Annotated in this window: 14 protein-coding genes; all 14 read left to right on the top strand. The window is 51.4% G+C overall.

Annotated features, from left to right (window positions below; translation table 11 throughout):
- Window positions 1-5 precede the first annotated feature (5 nt).
- The 14 genes from GRI34_RS05425 (at window position 6) to GRI34_RS05360 (ending at window position 16,829) form a co-directional block, all read left to right on the top strand.
- Window positions 6-938, top strand: a complete 933-nt coding sequence (locus tag GRI34_RS05425; protein ID WP_160595080.1) for a class I SAM-dependent methyltransferase — start codon at window positions 6-8, stop codon at window positions 936-938.
- Complete coding sequence (locus GRI34_RS05420) at window positions 935-2,194, top strand: glycosyltransferase (protein ID WP_160595079.1); 1,260 nt, start codon at window positions 935-937, stop codon at window positions 2,192-2,194. The genes GRI34_RS05425 and GRI34_RS05420 overlap by 4 nt, the downstream gene beginning before the upstream one ends.
- Window positions 2,191-3,471: a hypothetical protein gene (locus GRI34_RS05415; RefSeq protein ID WP_160595078.1), complete on the top strand. Its 1,281-nt coding sequence runs from the start codon at window positions 2,191-2,193 to the stop codon at window positions 3,469-3,471. Before GRI34_RS05420 ends, GRI34_RS05415 begins: the two co-directional genes overlap by 4 nt.
- A gap of 4 nt (window positions 3,472-3,475) precedes the next feature.
- Entirely contained in the window at window positions 3,476-4,312 is an 837-nt protein-coding gene (locus GRI34_RS05410) for an SAM-dependent methyltransferase (RefSeq protein ID WP_160595077.1), read from the top strand.
- Entirely contained in the window at window positions 4,293-5,078 is a 786-nt protein-coding gene (locus tag GRI34_RS05405) for a glycosyltransferase family 2 protein (RefSeq protein WP_234028152.1), read from the top strand. Before GRI34_RS05410 ends, GRI34_RS05405 begins: the two co-directional genes overlap by 20 nt.
- On the top strand, window positions 5,078-6,160 hold the full coding sequence (locus GRI34_RS05400) for a glycosyltransferase family 4 protein (RefSeq protein ID WP_160595075.1): 1,083 nt from the start codon (window positions 5,078-5,080) through the stop codon (window positions 6,158-6,160). The genes GRI34_RS05405 and GRI34_RS05400 overlap by 1 nt, the downstream gene beginning before the upstream one ends.
- A 541-nt stretch (window positions 6,161-6,701) precedes the next feature.
- Window positions 6,702-7,895, top strand: coding sequence for a glycosyltransferase family 4 protein (locus tag GRI34_RS05395; protein WP_160595074.1), 1,194 nt, complete (start codon window positions 6,702-6,704; stop codon window positions 7,893-7,895).
- Window positions 7,892-8,653, top strand: coding sequence for a WecB/TagA/CpsF family glycosyltransferase (locus GRI34_RS05390; RefSeq protein WP_199800118.1), 762 nt, complete (start codon window positions 7,892-7,894; stop codon window positions 8,651-8,653). Before GRI34_RS05395 ends, GRI34_RS05390 begins: the two co-directional genes overlap by 4 nt.
- 229 nt (window positions 8,654-8,882) lie before the next feature.
- Window positions 8,883-10,004, top strand: a complete 1,122-nt coding sequence (gene gmd / locus GRI34_RS05385) for a GDP-mannose 4,6-dehydratase (protein ID WP_160595073.1) — start codon at window positions 8,883-8,885, stop codon at window positions 10,002-10,004.
- A 9-nt stretch (window positions 10,005-10,013) separates the two neighbouring features.
- Complete coding sequence (gene fcl / locus GRI34_RS05380; RefSeq protein WP_160595072.1) at window positions 10,014-10,982, top strand: GDP-L-fucose synthase; 969 nt, start codon at window positions 10,014-10,016, stop codon at window positions 10,980-10,982.
- A 313-nt stretch (window positions 10,983-11,295) separates the two neighbouring features.
- Window positions 11,296-12,702, top strand: coding sequence for an O-antigen ligase family protein (locus GRI34_RS05375; RefSeq protein WP_160595071.1), 1,407 nt, complete (start codon window positions 11,296-11,298; stop codon window positions 12,700-12,702).
- Between the two features lie 70 nt (window positions 12,703-12,772).
- Window positions 12,773-13,498, top strand: a complete 726-nt coding sequence (locus GRI34_RS05370) for a polysaccharide biosynthesis/export family protein (protein ID WP_160595070.1) — start codon at window positions 12,773-12,775, stop codon at window positions 13,496-13,498.
- Window positions 13,495-15,633 carry a GumC family protein gene (locus GRI34_RS05365; RefSeq protein WP_160595069.1) on the top strand — a complete coding sequence of 713 codons (2,139 nt, stop codon included), beginning with the start codon at window positions 13,495-13,497 and terminating at the stop codon, window positions 15,631-15,633. Before GRI34_RS05370 ends, GRI34_RS05365 begins: the two co-directional genes overlap by 4 nt.
- 20 nt (window positions 15,634-15,653) lie before the next feature.
- Window positions 15,654-16,829: a hypothetical protein gene (locus GRI34_RS05360; protein ID WP_160595068.1), complete on the top strand. Its 1,176-nt coding sequence runs from the start codon at window positions 15,654-15,656 to the stop codon at window positions 16,827-16,829.
- Window positions 16,830-16,915: the final 86 nt, after the last annotated feature.

Raw genomic sequence — 16,915 nt, 5'->3', positions numbered from 1 at the left:
AATAAATGATGACCACGTCTTGCCCGCTTTGTTTCTCGAATGAGATATTTTTAATCGAAAAAATTTCTGGCGAAAAGATTGATCGCGCTTGGTCGAAGAGCTTCGGCATAAGTACTGGTATTGGGAAGTTAATAATACAATACAATTCGTGTTTTCGTTGCGGCTTAAGGTTTTTCGACCCCCCTTGTAGCGGGGCGAGTGAGATTTACGATATCCTCCAAAAATTTCACTGGTACTATAGCACAAGCAAACCGGAATATGACATGGCAAAGCGCTTATTGCCTATTGAGGGGCGTATTCTGGAGGTTGGGTCGGGCAAGGGGGCGTTCGCCTCTTGCGTGGGCGCCGAGAGGTATACAGGTCTAGAATTTAGCGATGGCGCTCTTCGCCGTGCAGCAGAAGGTGGGATAAGGCTGCTAAAAGAAACTGTCGAATCTCACGCGGCTTCGCAGCCTGAGGATTACGACGGCGTTGTATCTTTTCAGGTGCTTGAGCATGTAGCAGATCCGCGCGGTTTCGTTCAAGGCTGCGTTGAGGCGCTCAAGCCGGGAGGGACACTTGTCTTGGCGGTTCCGGATCAAGACGGCCTATGTGGGATCGCACAAAACAATATACTAGACATGCCGCCTCATCATGTTAGCCACTGGAGCGAGCAACCGCTGCGGATGATTGCGGAAGTTTTTGATCTGGAATTGTTGGCGATTGAACGCGAAGCGGTTTCGACCATCCACCAAGCTTGGGCTGCGCGGGCGGTTGAAGAACGTAAACTCCGCCGCCTTTTCGGCTTGGGCGACACTTTGCTAGACACGTCGATCATTGGTCGTGTTCTAGCCAAAGTCGCAGGCCTTCGCGCTGGGAATTCCGCAATACCTGAAGACGTTAGCGGACACACTATCATGGCTTCCTATCGTAAACTTAAGTGCCGCCAGACCACATGAAGGTCGTGCTGCTCTCCCAGGCTGACGCACTTGGCGGGGCAGCGCGTGCCGCGTTTCGGCTTCATACCCAGTTGCTCAAATCTGGCGAAGACAGTTGGATGCGCGTAGCTCAACGTTTGACTGACGATCCAAAAGTCGTAATCTCACAAAGCAAATTCTCACGCCTAACGGAGTTGCTTCGACCTCGGATCGCGGGAGCGATAATGAGGGCTCAGAAGACCAAGAATCCAGTGCAGCATTCGTTGGCATGCCTTCCATCGAAGCTATCATCGAGTCCGCTGGTAAAATCCGCTGATGTGGTAAATTTGCATTGGGTTGGGCACGAGTTTATGTCTATCGGCGATATTGCTGCGATAGACCGCCCAGTCGTCTGGACCCTCCATGATATGTGGGCCTTTTGCGGCGCGGAACATCTGAGCGATGGGCTAACCAACGCTCGTTTTCTAACTGGCTACGATCGGGGCTCTCGTCCGAGCGGACATGACGGACTCGACCTTGATCGCTGGATCTTTAATCGCAAGCGCAAAGCTTGGACTCGCCCACAGGTTGTGGTTACCCCGAGCAGATGGCTTGCAGAATGCGCCCAGCGTTCGGCACTAATGCGGGACTGGCCGATCAGAGTTGTACCGAATCCGTTGCCAGTGGATGTGTATCGCCCATTGGATAAATTTACGGGCCGGCGCGCATTTCGCCTTCCTGCGAAGGCCCCACTCGTTCTCTTTGGAGCCCTTGGCGGTGCGGAGAACACCATCAAGGGCGCAGATCTTCTCTGGGCTGCGCTACGGAAATTGGCGCATCTGAGGCCGGATTGCCAGGCCGTCATTGTCGGTCAGAGCAAACCTGCTAAACCACCTCAAATCGGCATGCCGTTGCACTACGTGGGCAAACTCGCGGACGATCAATCGCTCGCTTTGTTGTATTCGGCCGTCGACGTCGTAGTTATTCCATCCCGTATTGAAAATCTTCCTCAAGCAGGAACGGAAGCCCAAGCCTGCGGGACGCCGGTAGTTGCTTTCGACGTCGCTGGCCTCCCAGATGTCGTAGCGCACCAAGAAACGGGCTTTTTGGCGAAACCGTATGATCCTATCGAGATAGCAGAAGGCGTGGCATGGGTTTTGGAGGATACCGACCGACTTAAACTCTTGGGCGAGCAAGCTCGACATCGCGCAGTCTCACTCTGGGCTCCTGCTGCAACCCTACCTCTTTACTTGGAGGCTTACGAGAGCGCCCAATCTTTATACGAGTCAGGCCGATGAATCTTACTAACAAAAAACGAGCTAAGATACAGACACAATTTCTCATCCTATTTTTGATAATTCTTGTAAGCGGAAACCCTGCGTTTTCGAGTTCTGATGTTACCCCATGGATCCTACTGCCGCTGACTACATATGTCGTTTTTATCGATAGAAAGATATACGATATAAATTTCTTAAAAAAAATTTTCTTATTTGAATTAGCATTTCTCTTTATTTTCTTGGCGCATGCGATCCAGTTTGGCTCGTATCCGATTGCGACATGGTTGTTTTTTCTTTTTAAAATTCTCGCAGGCGGGTTTGCTCTGCAGAGGATTGGCCCAAGATTCCCCGAGCGACTTTTTTCGGTCGTCTTTTTTATCAGTTTCGTATCGCTTCTTTGCTACTTGGCATTACTCATCCTAGGGCCGGAGAAGATGTTGGGCATGGAGTCGCCTGAGCTTTTTGGCGAAAACGTCAAAACAATGCTAATCTTCACAACCCTGATGACTGACCAATGGTGGCGCAACTCCGCGATGTTTTGGGAGCCAGGAGCATTTCAAGCGATCATAAACCTTTCATTGTCTCTCCTTCCGTTATCGTCATGGCTTGAGCCGAGCCGCCGATTCAGAATGATCTGTGTTTTGCTAGCATTGATCACAACGTTCAGCACTACAGGATACCTGCTATTTTTTATTATTTTGACAGTCAAAATTACACAAATAAGGCAATCTTGGGTGCTCCGCGTTCCACTTATTTCCTTTGCGATTGCACTGAGCGTCTTTGCCACATTTCAATTGGATTTTATTGGAGCTAAGATTCTTGGTCAAATTGAGCGATCGCTCTATAGCGCTTCCTTTTCGCCGGACCGTTTTGGGTCTTTGTTTTTTGACATCCATTATATCGAGAAAAACCCCGTCTTCGGGAATGGATTGATACAAGAGACGCGCTTAGCTGACCACCCTGAGCTTCACAATCGTAATTTAGGCCATAGTAATGGATTGAGCAACTTCATTGCGACGTTTGGATTTTTTGGCGCGCTCCTTTATTTCTTAAGCCTGTTGTCTGGACGGACTGGCGTTAGGAAGGGTGACCGGATCATTTTAACGGTAGTCGTAATTGTAATAGCCTTTAGCGAACAGTTTCTCACGTATGCGCTATTTTTGGGTCTGCCATTTTTGTACCTGACGCATACGAAAGCGACCGTGACAAGCCGGACATCAGCCGCTAGCGCCTACCGACGGCATGATCAATTCAAGCCTCTTCCGGCCTGCAACATTTCGATGAGTAGTAAAGTTTAGCTCGATGAATGAGACTGATCCTAAGATAGAAGATGCTTTGCGCGGTGCGACTCTTTATGGCGACGATTTTAGCCTTGATGAGATCGATGCGTGGTTTGCGGACGAAAAGGAAGGTTATGCAAAGCTCGACCACGCCGACAGTCTAACCGATGTTTACCATTATCATGCACTAGACGCAGCCTACGCTTGGAATTTCTTGCCGCCAGGGCAACTTGATATCATCGGGCTGGGAAGTGCTTGGGGCTCGGAGTTCAAGCCCTTGGCGGACAGGGTGCGTTCACTTTCGATTGTTGAGCCGGCTGAGAAATTTTGGCGAAATGACATATCGGGGATTCCAGCTACCTACATTATGCCAAACGCTAACGGACGTTTGCCGTACAAAGACGCTTCATTTGACGTGGGCACCGCTTTTGGTGTGCTGCATCACATCCCGAATGTCTCCCAAGTCTTGAGAGAGATGGCGAGGGTCATACGCCCTGGGGGGAGGTTGTTTGTTCGCGAACCAGTGACCTCGATGGGGGACTGGCGTAAGCCGCGGCACGGATTGACAAGTCGCGAGCGAGGTTTGCCGAAGGAGTTCATTAGGAATTTATGCGATCGCATGGGGATGGAGCTCACCGCGGAGCAACTGGTCGGATTTGGTCCACTCCTCAATCTTGCATTTAGGTTCGGCCTCATCGAGCCTTGGAACAGCTCAAATTTTGTGAAGGTCGATAGCCTGCTCTCACGCTTGACAGAATGGAACTGGAGTTATCATAGGACCGGCTTTTTGCGGCGCTTTGCGCCGACAGTGGGTTGCTGGGTGCTGACACGGCAGGGGGATGCGCCGGGTGGATCCTAGTGAAATTGTAGCGCCCCGAGTTTCAATCATTACGGTAGTCTTCAACGCGCGAGAGCTTCTTAGGCAGACCATTAATGCGATCGACGACTTGGACTATCCCAATCTAGAACATATCATCATCGACGGTGGGTCGACTGACGGAACCGTAGATATACTTTGTTCTAATCGAATGATCTCTGTGCGTAGTGTTTCAGAACCTGATCATGGAATTTACGACGCGATGAACAAGGGGATCCAGCTCGCGTCTGGGGAGTATGTGTGGTTCCTGAATGCCGGTGACACGCCCGCGGCTGCCGATGTACTGAATAAACTTCGGTCGGGGCAGTCGCCTGACGTTCTTTATGGAGACACCAATCTGATCGATGAGGGTGGGCATCTCGTCAATGTCGCTGAAGCACCGCAATTACTATCGTCTGAGAAAATGGCTTGGGGAATGCGAGTGTCTCATCAATCCATCATCCTGCGACGCAGTATCGTGCCATTTTATGACCTACGATATTCTTTTATCGCCGATCAAAAGTGGGTAATTGACAGCTTGAAGCGGGCTGATGTGTGCCTTTATACCGATAGTCCTTTGTCAAATTATTTGCTTGGAGGGCTTTCGCAAAGAGAGTATGGTAGATTTTGGCTTGAGAAGGTGAGCTATTCATTTAATGAGCTTTCTCTAATACTAGCTTGTTCTGTAACAATAAAGGATGTTTTTTCTGCCACTCGCTTCTATTTGGGGTCATATTTCCGTAAGATAAAATCGAGTTTGAGTTGGTAATGAAGTGCGCCATTGTTACCAATATGCCGGTTCCTTACCGCAATCCCGTATGGTCACTTTTGCCAAGAGGTGAGAATACGGTGGTATTTTGTGCGCGAACAGAGGGCAATCGAGAATGGCTCGTACCACCTCTGGATTTCAGCCATGTTTTCCTGAATGAAAACGTAAGCGATCTGCAGGACGGCTATAATTTCATCCACAACAATCCAGATGTGTGGAGAGTGTTGAATGGCATTAGGCCTCAAGTTGTCGTCGCGACGGGCCTGAATCCCACTCATATATATTCTATAGCTTGGGCGAAGCTACACGGCGTGCCGTATGTGTATATGACAGACGGCACTGAATTGTCTGAAAGGCACCTTTCTTGGAAACACCGATTGCTGAGAAGGTGCATGATCCGCGGCGCTTCGACTGGCGTGGCCGCCAGCCTTTCCGGAAAGCGCCTTCTTGAGAGTTATGGGCTCGCTCCCAATCGCATTTTTCTAAGCCGCTTATGTGCTGACAATTCTAGGTTCTCGCCAAGCCCACTTTCGGAACGCCCTTATGATTTGATGTTCTGCGGCCGTCTGCACGACCACAAACTTCCCTATTTCTTCGTTGAAACATGCGCGGAAGTTCGTCGCCGTCGCGGTTCTTGCCGAGCACTGGTAGTGGGCAATGGCCCTGAGCGGCAAGGAGTATTGAATGCTTTGCGCGATGAGCAGGTCGACTTTATCGCTCCAGGTTTTATACAACCAGACGAGCTCCCCACATGGTATCCTCAGGCGCGACTACTGCTATTTCCTACGAAGCTGGATGCATGGGGAGTGGTGGTGAATGAGGCAATGGCTTCGGGCACGCCGGTCGTCACCACTTCTGCGGCTGGTGCGGCGTCAGATCTCGTAGTTGACCAACTTAATGGTCGTGTCCTGCCGGTCGATGTTTCGGCGTGGGCAACGGCGTGCACAGAGTTGCTCGAAAATCCATTGTTATGGCAGAAGATGTCGACCCAAGCTCTTCGAGATGTCCAGCCTTTCAATTACGCCAATGCTGCACGTGGTCTGCAATTAGCGTGTGACATCGCGTTTTCAAGCAAAGGGTAATCTATGGGTTATATTGCGCAATTTGCACAACATAAAGAATTTATAAAGGGAAAGTGAAGTGAATATTTTTAGTACTTCTTCAAGAATCATCAACGAAACTATATTCTCGATGTAGGCGTTGAGGTTTTTCGAATATTGAGAATATGATGTGCGGTTCTTTAAAAATATTGTCAAAAGAAATGCGAAGTCACGAGTGTAGGTTGATATTCTGGCCGCTGTGAATGCATTTAATTCACTCTTTTGGCGTCGCGAGTGGACCTCAGGGCTGAAAGACTTGAGATGCAAAAGGATCTTGCGGGCCACGAAGGGAGGCAGGGGCGGATACTGAAAAATGGACGCTCGTCCTGATGCGGAGTTTTGTTGCAGGCCGTTCATTGAATATTGTTGGATAATTGGTGGAGGGGGTCAGGCTCATTGTTTCAGGCTTGATCCTGATATTTACTCATAGATGAACAAATTACTTTGCAACCCGCAATCCCTCGTATGGTTATTACGCTCAACGGTGCGGGTTCAAGAAAATATATATAGGGTTCTCTAGGGTATGCGCATCCTTGTCGTTCATAACTATTACGGGTCTGCCTCGCCTTCGGGTGAGAATCAGGTCGTGGAAACCGAAGTGCAATTGTTGCGAGACTATGGCCACGAGGTCGCTGTTTTCGATCGACATAGCGACAGCATACGAAGTCGTGGCCTTATTGGCTCCATGGCGGGGGCCTTATCAGTTCCGTGGAATCCCTTTTCTGCGCGTGAAATGAGAGATTTTGTAGCGTCGTGGAAGCCGGACATACTCCATGCTCATAATACGTTTCCTCTCATTTCGCCTTCCATTTTCCCTGCGGCAGCTGGCGGACCTGCTCGTGTGATGACCCTCCATAATTACCGATTGCTATGCGCTGCTGGAATTCCGATGCGCGACAATCACCCGTGCACTTTGTGCATCAAACGGCGAACTGTCGCACCTGCAATGCGCTATGGTTGTTATCGGGAAAGCAAAATTGCCACTCTTCCGCTTGCGGCAGGAATTGCCCTTCATCGCCTTCGGAATACCTGGCAGAACGATATCGAAGCATTCGTCGCTCTAACAGAATTTCAGCGGGATCTTCTATCACTGGGAGGCATACCGGCCACCAAGATTGAGGTAAAGCCGAACTTCTACCCGGGTAATCCAGAAGTCCAGCCGTGGAAAATCCGAGGGCCGCACTGCGTTTTTGTAGGGCGTCTCTCCGAATATAAGGGGATCGTAAAACTGATCCGTGCGTGGCGGCGGTGGGGAAAGGACGCTCCGTTTCTTCATGTCATTGGCGATGGCCCACTTCGCGAAAAGCTTTTGCAGGAAGCGAGGGAAGCCAACGTGATATTCGATGGACAATTGACACCTTCGGAGACCGAACGAAAAATCGCCAATGCCCGTCTCTTGATTTTGCCTTCAGAATGTTTTGAAGGGTTTCCTATGGTTATCCGGGAAGCTTTCGCTTTTGGAACCCCAGTTGCCGTTTCGGATCTCGGACCATTACCCTCAATCGTCGACGGTGGGCGCGCGGGCTTTCTTCTCGACCCATTCGATGAAGCAGCAGTGACGCGTGGTCTCCGAAAGATTTGGAGTGACCAAGCGAAATTACGACACGTCGGGGAGATGGGCCATCTTGAATTTCGTAGGCGCTATACGGCTGAAGCTAACTTGGATATCCTACACGGGATTTATTCCCGAGCGCTCGAACGTCGGAAGGTGGCATGAAAGATCACGAGATGATACTCGGTTACCAGGTTTCTACTCTAGGTCTAGAAAGCCTGATTGATGAATTAGAAGCCTCCCTTAGAGAAAGTAATAGGTGCCGCACGTTAGCGTGCCTCAATCCACATTCATATGTTACGGCTTTAAAAGACGCGAGTTTTCGCGATTCCCTACACTCTGCGGACTGGCTGATACCGGACGGCGTTGGGATCGTCATGGCTTCTAAAGCGCAGTCGGGCGAGATCGCCCAACGCGTAACTGGCTGGGACGTCTTCTCCGGCCTGTATTCACGCCTGAATAGCGCGAAAGAGGGGCGGGTCTTTCTTTTGGGGTCATCAGAGGAAACGCTCATTAAGATGAAAAAGAAGCTCGCAGTGGAGTTTCCTCATGTTTCCTTGGTTGGCACACTCTCGCCACCGTACAGGAAAGAGTTTATTGCCGCCGAAACCGACGCGATGATCAATAGGATAAATGCCAGTAATGCGGATATTCTCTGGGTGGCTATGACTGCTCCGAAACAGGAGAAATGGATCCAAGCAAACCGCAGTCGCCTGAACCTTGGCTTAGCCTTGTCAGTAGGGGCCGTGTTCGATTTCTACGTTGGAAATGTGCCTCGATCCCCGGCCCTTTTCCAAAGACTTGGCTTTGAATGGCTGCCACGCCTTCTTCGTGAGCCACGCCGATTATGGCGCCGTACGCTTATCTCAGCGCCAATCTTTGTGTTTCATGTATTGTGGGCAAAACTTAGGGAAACCAAATAATTCTGGTGCAGCTTTGGGACCGCCTTATTGAGCTGCCCGATCTAGATGGAAAAGGCCGAAAAAATCACGAATTTCTAAATAATGCTAGAGAACCGACTTGGTGTCAGCGGGTCATCCCATATAACATGTAAAAATTTTCTAGGCATTTTTCGTCCAAGAGTTTTCTGTATCTGGAACTACGCCAAACTTTATCGCGGAAACGAAATTATTTCAAAGGACTTTAGTTAGAATGAGTAAGCGTGCTCTTATTACAGGTATAACCGGGCAGGATGGTTCTTATCTTGCCGATTTGCTCTTGAAGAAAGGTTATGAGGTCCACGGAATAAAGCGTCGAGCATCCTCTCTTAACACCCAGCGGATCGACCATATTTATCAGGATCCCCACGAGCCCAATCCCAAGCTTAGCCTGCATTATGGCGACCTCACCGACACTTCAAACCTGACACGCATTATCTATGACGTGCAACCCGACGAAATTTATAACCTGGCCGCCCAGTCACATGTCGCAGTGAGTTTCGAATCACCAGAGTATACAGCAGATGTAGATGGACTTGGAACACTTCGTTTGCTCGAGGCGATACGGTTTCTCGACCTTGAAAAGAAGGCGCGCTTCTACCAAGCATCGACTTCTGAGCTCTATGGGTTGGTACAGGAAGTGCCGCAGAAAGAGGCCACACCATTCTATCCGCGCTCACCTTATGCCGTTGCAAAGCTCTATTCATATTGGATCACGGTCAACTACCGTGAGGCGTACGGGCTATACGCGTGTAACGGCATTCTCTTCAACCACGAGAGTCCGCGCCGCGGCGAGACGTTTGTGACGCGCAAGATTACACGTGGCCTCGCCAATATTGCCCAAGGACTCGAGCCCTGCCTTTACATGGGCAATATCGATGCGCTGCGCGATTGGGGGCATGCGCATGATTATGTGCGCATGCAGTGGCTAATGCTACAACAAGATGAAGCAGATGATTTCGTAATCGCAACTGGCCTGCAATATTCGGTACGTGAGTTCATCCAGTGGTCAGCCAAGGAGCTAGGGCTCGAGCTCGAGTTCTCCGGTGAGGGGACTGCCGAGATCGCGAGAGTCGCAAGTATCACAGGTGAAAAGGCACCGGCCCTCGAGGTAGGTGACATTATTATGCGAATCGACCCGCGTTACTTCCGCCCCGCTGAAGTTGAAACACTTCTCGGGGACCCGACTAAGGCACGCGAAAAGCTTGGCTGGGAGCCGGAGTTTACCGCACGCGAGATGTGTGCCGAGATGGTTGCTGCTGACCTCAGGGATGCCCAGCGCCACGCTTTCCTCAAGGCCAATGGCTTTGAACTGCCGGTTAGCATCGAGAGCTAGGGGGGGGCGATGAAGATCTACTTAGCGGGCCATCGAGGCATGGTTGGCGGTGCGATCCTGCGCGAGCTTGAGGCGCGCCAAAGGAGTGGTGAAGAGTTTGAGATTGTTACCCGATCCCATGCTCAATTGGACCTGACTGACGCAGCGGCGGTGAGAAAATTTCTTCAGGATGAGAGTCCTGATGCTGTCATCCTCGCGGCAGCGAAGGTGGGCGGAATCCATGCTAACAACACCTATCCTGCGGACTTCATATATGAGAACCTGATGATTGAGGCGAATGTCATTCATCAGGCTTTCGAAGCTGGTGTCGGGCGCCTGCTGTTTCTCGGCTCTTCCTGCATTTATCCCAAGCAAGCGCCACAACCAATGGAGGAAGATGCGCTACTAACCGGCGTACTTGAAGCCACGAATGAGCCATACGCTATCGCCAAGATCGCTGGCATCAAGCTTTGCGAGAGCTACAATCGTCAGCATGGCACCGATTATCGCTCGGTCATGCCGACCAATCTTTATGGCCCAGGAGATAATTTTCATCCCGAAAACAGCCACGTGCTTCCTGCCTTAATTCGCCGTTTTCACGAGGCTGTGAGGGATGGAAGCGGCGAAGTTGTGATCTGGGGCACTGGAACGCCTCGGCGAGAGTTTCTCCATGTTGATGACATGGCCGCTGCGTCGCTATTCGTGCTAAACCTGCCACTCGATCAATATAAGGCTAATACGCAGCCAATGTTGAGCCATATCAATGTTGGCTGTGGTGAAGACACCTCAATCTTAGAGCTGGCGCGGATGGTGGCGAGCGTGACGGGTTTCGAAGGTAACATCATTTTTGATCCATCAAAGCCCGACGGTACTATGCGCAAGCTGATGGATGTGAGCAAGCTCAGGAGGATGGGCTGGGCACCGACGATCAGTCTCGAAGATGGCGTTGAGGCGACCTATCGCTGGTTCCTTGGGAACGCCGATACGGCACGCATATGAAATCCGCTTCCATTGAGGCCCAGTCGTTGTGGCTAACCCTCCCAAGATCACGGGGAAGCACATTTACTGTATTCCATACCTTTGCGCGGTTTCCGGAAGCATCTTTTCGGACTGCTTGGAGTTCCGCATTTTGGCAAGCTTCAAAAGCAGGAAGATAAGCATTACCTTACCAAGACCGGTGGGGGCTACTCTATCCTCGTCCATGCGGTGGGGCACCACACCAACACTCGCTTGCACTGAGCGCGTATTGCCTTCAGAGACGCCCACGAATTTGAATGCCCGATTGAGTTTGTGAGGGATCGATAAAAAACTGATGGCCAAAGGTATCAATCCCGGATCCGTATCCGGCCACCATAAAATTCGGGCCTCCCAGAGATGGATATTTCTAGCGCTCATGGCTGCAGTGGCGGCATTTCTCGGGGGTGCTTCAAGATATGATGCGATCCAAATCGTACCATTGCGCACTCTATCATCGTTTCTCATCATACCAGCGCTCTATTATCTCACACATCATGACCTTAAGCGAGAGGTTGCGCTTGTATCTCTCTTTGGAATGTTAGTGATTCTGATTGGATCGCAGCTCATCTCGCTGCCGTCAGAGATCTGGCATACACTGCCTGGGCGAAATGCTATTAGGCAGATGGACAGCGCTTTAGGATATGGCGATATCTGGCGTCCCCTCTCTATGGCACCCACGCGAACATGGAATGCCTTTGGCAGTTTAGTCTTGCCGGCGGCGGGACTGCTGCTGGCAATTGCCCTACGAGCAAGGACCCGCGATCTCCTTCAAATTATCGCTGGATTGGGGATCCTGAACGCAGCCCTAGGTTTGCTGCAAGTGATTTCGGGACGATCTAGCCCTCTCTACTTTTACGAGCTTACCAATTGGGGATCGGCGGTCGGCATTTTCGCCAATGAGAACCATTCGGCAATCTTCGCTGCCTGCTCTCTGCTCGTAGTGGCGAGGCTTGGTTTGGAGACGCGAATTGAGCGTAGCGCTAGTTGGTTGAGCATATTCTATCCAGCCGTCTTTTTCTTTATAATTCTGGTTGCTTTGGTAAGTGGATCGCGTGCTGGGTTCGCCGCTTGTTTGGGTGCAGCTCTCATCTCATCCATTATGATCGCTGTTTCGCCCAGTAGGCGGAGCGTTAAGTCCGTCTCCGATCAAGAAAGTCGCTGGAGCCGTCGCCGCCCATATCTAATTGCGTTTATACCCCTCACAGTTCTGGCGATGACCGTTATCGCTTTTGCAACTCTTGGCCGATCACCAGCTTTCAGTGATATTTTGGCTCGAGATAGTTTTGCCGACTTGCGATGGTCGATCTTGCCGGTAATTTCGGAGATGCTGTCGACGTATTGGTTGGTGGGGTCAGGATTTGGTTCGTTCGAGCAAGTTTACCAAATACACGAGCCATCCGCTTTGTTGATGCCACATTATGTGAACCAAGCGCATAACGATTGGTTGCAACTTCTCATTGAAGGTGGAGTGATAGCTGGGGGCTTGTTAATTGGACTGGCTACATGGGTGGTGAAAGCCATCGCAAGAATATTCTCTGCCCGAGAGGCGTCCGGCTTGGGTATATTCTGGATTAGCATTTTCAGCGTAATCGGTGCAGCATCCATAGTCGACTATCCATTGAGAACGCCGATTTTTCAGCTGGTATTGATTTGGCTGCTAGTGGCACTCTCGCGTGACCAACGTGGCGCGGAAGACACATGAATCGTCGGGATAATCTTACTCTGCGATAATCCGACTTTCCCGCCATCAGAAATGCGCTAAGGCGCCCAACATGAAGAGAATACGTGTAGTGAGAGAGTTGAGAACGGGTTTTGCCGGTCTGGCGGCCGCTCTTGCGTTGTCAGGGTGCGCGACCGACCGCACCTACGGTACAGCGCCAGGGATCGAGATAGCGCAGCTTGAAGAATTGCCTGCCCCGCGAATTGAGAACCTATACGTCATAGGACCCCAGGAGGCTTTAGAAATTGAGGTTGTTGGCGCAGAGCGGCTGAGCGGTACATACCTCTCCGATGGGCTCGGGCGCATTTCTTTCCCTTTGCTCGGCGTCCTCGAACTTAACGGACTTGCGCCCAATGAGGCCGCGGAGCTAATCGCAAACTCCTTGCGCGGAACTTACCTGCTAAATCCTGAAGTGCGGGTACTGCCTAGCGAGATACCGCCACGCACAGTTTCGGTGGGCGGGCAGGTAAATAAACCGGGAGAGTATCCTGTCCCTGTCAGGCAATCGCTTTTGCGAGTTGTGAATCAAGCGGGTGGCCTGGCGGAATACGCCGATTTGCAGGATGTTTTGGTTTTGCGGACTGTTGCCGGCCAGCGGTACATAGGCGCCTATAACATTCAAGCTATTCAACGCGGCAATTATGCAGATCCGACACTCTATCCCAATGACATCGTCATCGTTGGAGACTCTCCTACGAGGAGGCGCCTTGATAATATTTTGCGGTTTGCGCCCTTGCTTTCGACCTCTGCAATTTTGATCGATCGGATTGGGCGATGAACAAGATCGACTTCGCAAGCCCGGGTGGCGTGGAGCATGATGGCCGGCGCCAGATCACCGATGAGGAAATTGATAATGACTTGTCTTTCGCGTTGGATCTAGAACGGTACTGGCATGAGGCGTTCGGACTAAGGTACTGGCTTGCCGGGATAATCGCTCTGGGCCTCTTGCTAGGTATTCTGGTAACTCTTCTTGCCACACCTCTCTACATGGCCACGTCGCGGCTCGAGGTGTCGCAGGTCACTGCCGATGTGACCAATTTGGATTCGCTCGAGTCAGAGGGATTGGTCTCTGAGCTCCAGTATCTCAACACTCAGTACGAGCTTCTGGTCTCCCAGTTCATGGCCAAGCGGGTCTTGGAAGCGGGTAACTTGTCCAGGGACGAAGAGTTTCTAGAGGCCTTCAATTTGGATGAGGCCGCAAACCTCAACCGATCGATCGAGAGGGTTCTCCTCGAGAACATCAGCATTGATCCGATCACGCAATCCAGTCTGGTGGATGTAAAATACTCCAGCCCAAACCCTGCCGTTTCAGCTGAAATAGCAAACCTTTGGGCGCAGGAATTCGTGGCAGCTAATTACGAGAAACGTTTCGGGGCTAATATCGAAGCGCGCGATTTCCTGCAGAGCCAGATCGCCGAACTCCGAGAGCGGTTGGCGCAGTCTGAGCGTGAACTCGTGGAATACGCGAATGCCAACGAGATTCTGGTGCTTCATTCGGGAGAGGATTCCGGAGCTGAAAGCGCTGGACAAACACTTGTCGGTGCAGATTTGCAAGCGCTGAATACAGCGCTTGCGGATGCAGTTGCTGACCGGGTTAGTGCACAGGCTGCGGTTGTAGCTGGCGAGTTTCCTGGAAACGATCCTCGTAACGAACTTCTCACGCGACTGAGCCAAGCTAAAGCGGAACTCGCTGTGCTGCGATCCAATTATGGTCCGGGATATCCCGAGGTCGTGGAAAAGCAGGCTGAAGTGAATTCACTTAATTCTGCGATTTCGAGCGGTGCTCGTGCTTCGCTTCAGGGGGCTCGTCTGAGGGAGGCCGAATTGCGCGAACGAATGGAAGAGGCCAAGCGCCGCTTCCTGGGTCAGCAAGGGCAGGGCATCAGCTACGGCATCCTCAAGCGCGAAGTTGATACAAATCGCGAGATTTATGATGCCTTGTTACAGCGCTTCAAGGAGCTTGAAGCATCCGGCGCTGGACAAAATAATATCCAGATCATTGATTTGGCAGAGGCGCCCGATGAACCTTATTCGCCGTCACTCATACTGAATCTATTGATTGCGATATTCGGTAGCTTGGTTATTTCTGGGGGCTTGGTTTATTTACGCGTTGCGCTCAGCCAAACCTTGCAGGATCCAGAAGATGTTCGCAGGCGACTTGGCATCGCACTCCTTGGAGCAATTCCGCGAAACGACGACGGGGAGATGATAGACAAGCTCGCCGAGCGATCGTCTCAAATCAGTGAGGCATATACGACGCTAAGGACCAACATAAACTTCCTTACACCGCAGGGGGCACCGCAGGCGCTGATGTTCACTTCATCCGTTCCGGCAGAAGGTAAAAGTATCTCAACTGTGGGGACGGCGGCCAGCTTTGCTCAATTGGGTAAGCGTACGCTTCTCATTGACGCAGACCTTCGCAATTCCAAACTTCGCAACACACTTCAACTTGAGGGTCACGACAAGGGCGGCTTGGCCGCGCTGCTAACCAATCAGGAAACTGACTTAGAGTCGCAAATCATTACGCTCGACGAGTTTGGATTTGATATGCTTCCGATGGGCTATACTCCGCCGAACCCGGTAGAGCTCTTAGCCGGAGAGCGCTTCGCACAGTTAATCGAGACCGCGAGAAGATCATATGATCAAGTCATCATTGATGGTGCACCGATGCTCGCTTTGGCGGATGCTATTGAGATGTCCAAGGCTGTGGACGGGGTTATCTTTGTGATTGAGACGGAACGGATCAAGCTGCGTGGCATCGAAAACGCGCTTGGTCGCCTGATACGATCGGGGGCCCAAGTCTACGGTGCGGTTGTGACCAAGGTGAGCCAAAAGAATTCGGCATACGGCTACGGCTACGGCTACGGCTACGGATATGGCTACGGCGATAGCGAAAAGGCCGAAAAGGCGTAAAGGCGAGCGGGGCCCGATCTATGAAACTTGCCAAGCCTGTCAGGTTTACACTTGTTACCCTTTCTTGCGGCCTTTTAGCTCTTGGCCTTGGTTTCCAGTCTGCGGGGATAGCCTTGACTAGCAAGGAGCCAGAAACAGCGACCAACTTGTTCCCGCTGAATGGTTTAGCACAAGAGAATATTGCCTCTGAAACGTACGCATCTTCCGTCGCCCTTTCACAGGGACCAGAGGCTGCGGCGCGAGGGGCGAAGATGTGGGCCCGGCTAGCTTATTTGAAAGAGCCTCTTACCCCGAATTCTCTTGCGATCCTTGCGCTTGCTACAGATCAAGGAAAGTCACGCTCCACGGTCGTCGATTTAGCTTCGACGCTGAACCGCCGGGATTTGACACTCCAAGGTCTCGTTCTTCAAGAGCAAGTCCTAGTGGAAAATTATGGTGGTGCAGTTGGCACTGTAGACGAGATTCTGCGAGTTCGTCCCTCCAGGTCGGCTGAGCTTTTTCCAGTCTTGCTCTCGGTATTTGTGCAAGAAGGCGCTGTGGAAGAATTTTCACAAGTGCTCGATGGCTCCTCCCCTTGGCACAAGCGCTTCGTCAGTTATGCCATCGGGCAACCCGAGGCGCTCGCCAACCTTGTTGAACTGCGGTCCCGACAATCCTTTGATGATCAAAAGCTAGATCAAAGCTTGTTGCGCAACCTAGCTGCGGAAGGAGATCTCGAAGCTTCGTACGCTCTATATCGTCGATTATCAGGAGAGGGATCCGCCGGGCGATCAAGCCAAGTCCTGAGTTGGACCTATACCTTCGAGCCCTTTGATTGGACCTTTGTCGACAGCGCCGAGTTCCGGGCGCAAACAAGCCAAATTTCAGATCATCTTGAACTTTACATCCGCCCTGGAAATGGTGGCCCATTCGCCACGCGGACCATTAGCGCCCCTGACGTGCCGTTCACGATTTCCGCTAAGCATGACATTCGCCCAAGTAACTTGTCCCAAGATGTAAAAGTCGTCTTGACCTGCGTGGGCAGCGGCGAACAGGTTATGGAAGTGCCATTTGGTGCGGACGAGCTGTCGCACTCAATCACTAGGCTTCCATATGGGTGTTCCTTCCTTGAGCTCGCTCTCCATGGACGGGCATGGTCGGGAAAATCCGCGCTCAAGGGAGAAATTTCTCCTTTGCTCTTGTCTACCCGCATGTGACTGCTCGTCGAAGTTCATTGTTGCAGGGTAGCATCCTACGTCCGCGCTTGTCGGCTTGCTGTGGCGCAACTGGTAACTGCCCCTTT

Source organism: Qipengyuania aquimaris, from assembly GCF_009827445.1.
Taxonomy (GTDB): domain Bacteria; phylum Pseudomonadota; class Alphaproteobacteria; order Sphingomonadales; family Sphingomonadaceae; genus Qipengyuania; species Qipengyuania aquimaris.
The sequence above is the reverse complement of the archived record's forward strand: the minus strand, read 5'-3'. Positions and strand labels throughout refer to the sequence as shown.

Bases quoted from the DNA above. Each gene is read 5' to 3' on its own strand.
- GRI34_RS05360 (WP_160595068.1), top strand. From the start codon at position 15,654: ATGAAACTTGCCAAGCCTGTCAGGTTTACACTTGTTACCCTTTCTTGC.
- GRI34_RS05400 (WP_160595075.1), top strand. From the start codon at position 5,078: ATGAAGTGCGCCATTGTTACCAATATGCCGGTTCCTTACCGCAATCCC.
- GRI34_RS05365 (WP_160595069.1), top strand. From the start codon at position 13,495: ATGAACAAGATCGACTTCGCAAGCCCGGGTGGCGTGGAGCATGATGGC.
- GRI34_RS05390 (WP_199800118.1), top strand. From the start codon at position 7,892: ATGAAAGATCACGAGATGATACTCGGTTACCAGGTTTCTACTCTAGGT.
- GRI34_RS05370 (WP_160595070.1), top strand. From the start codon at position 12,773: ATGAAGAGAATACGTGTAGTGAGAGAGTTGAGAACGGGTTTTGCCGGT.
- GRI34_RS05410 (WP_160595077.1), top strand. From the start codon at position 3,476: ATGAATGAGACTGATCCTAAGATAGAAGATGCTTTGCGCGGTGCGACT.
- GRI34_RS05375 (WP_160595071.1), top strand. From the start codon at position 11,296: ATGGCCAAAGGTATCAATCCCGGATCCGTATCCGGCCACCATAAAATT.
- GRI34_RS05395 (WP_160595074.1), top strand. From the start codon at position 6,702: ATGCGCATCCTTGTCGTTCATAACTATTACGGGTCTGCCTCGCCTTCG.
- GRI34_RS05405 (WP_234028152.1), top strand. From the start codon at position 4,293: ATGCGCCGGGTGGATCCTAGTGAAATTGTAGCGCCCCGAGTTTCAATC.
- GRI34_RS05420 (WP_160595079.1), top strand. From the start codon at position 935: ATGAAGGTCGTGCTGCTCTCCCAGGCTGACGCACTTGGCGGGGCAGCG.
- fcl (WP_160595072.1), top strand. From the start codon at position 10,014: ATGAAGATCTACTTAGCGGGCCATCGAGGCATGGTTGGCGGTGCGATC.
- gmd (WP_160595073.1), top strand. From the start codon at position 8,883: ATGAGTAAGCGTGCTCTTATTACAGGTATAACCGGGCAGGATGGTTCT.
- GRI34_RS05425 (WP_160595080.1), top strand. From the start codon at position 6: ATGATGACCACGTCTTGCCCGCTTTGTTTCTCGAATGAGATATTTTTA.
- GRI34_RS05415 (WP_160595078.1), top strand. From the start codon at position 2,191: ATGAATCTTACTAACAAAAAACGAGCTAAGATACAGACACAATTTCTC.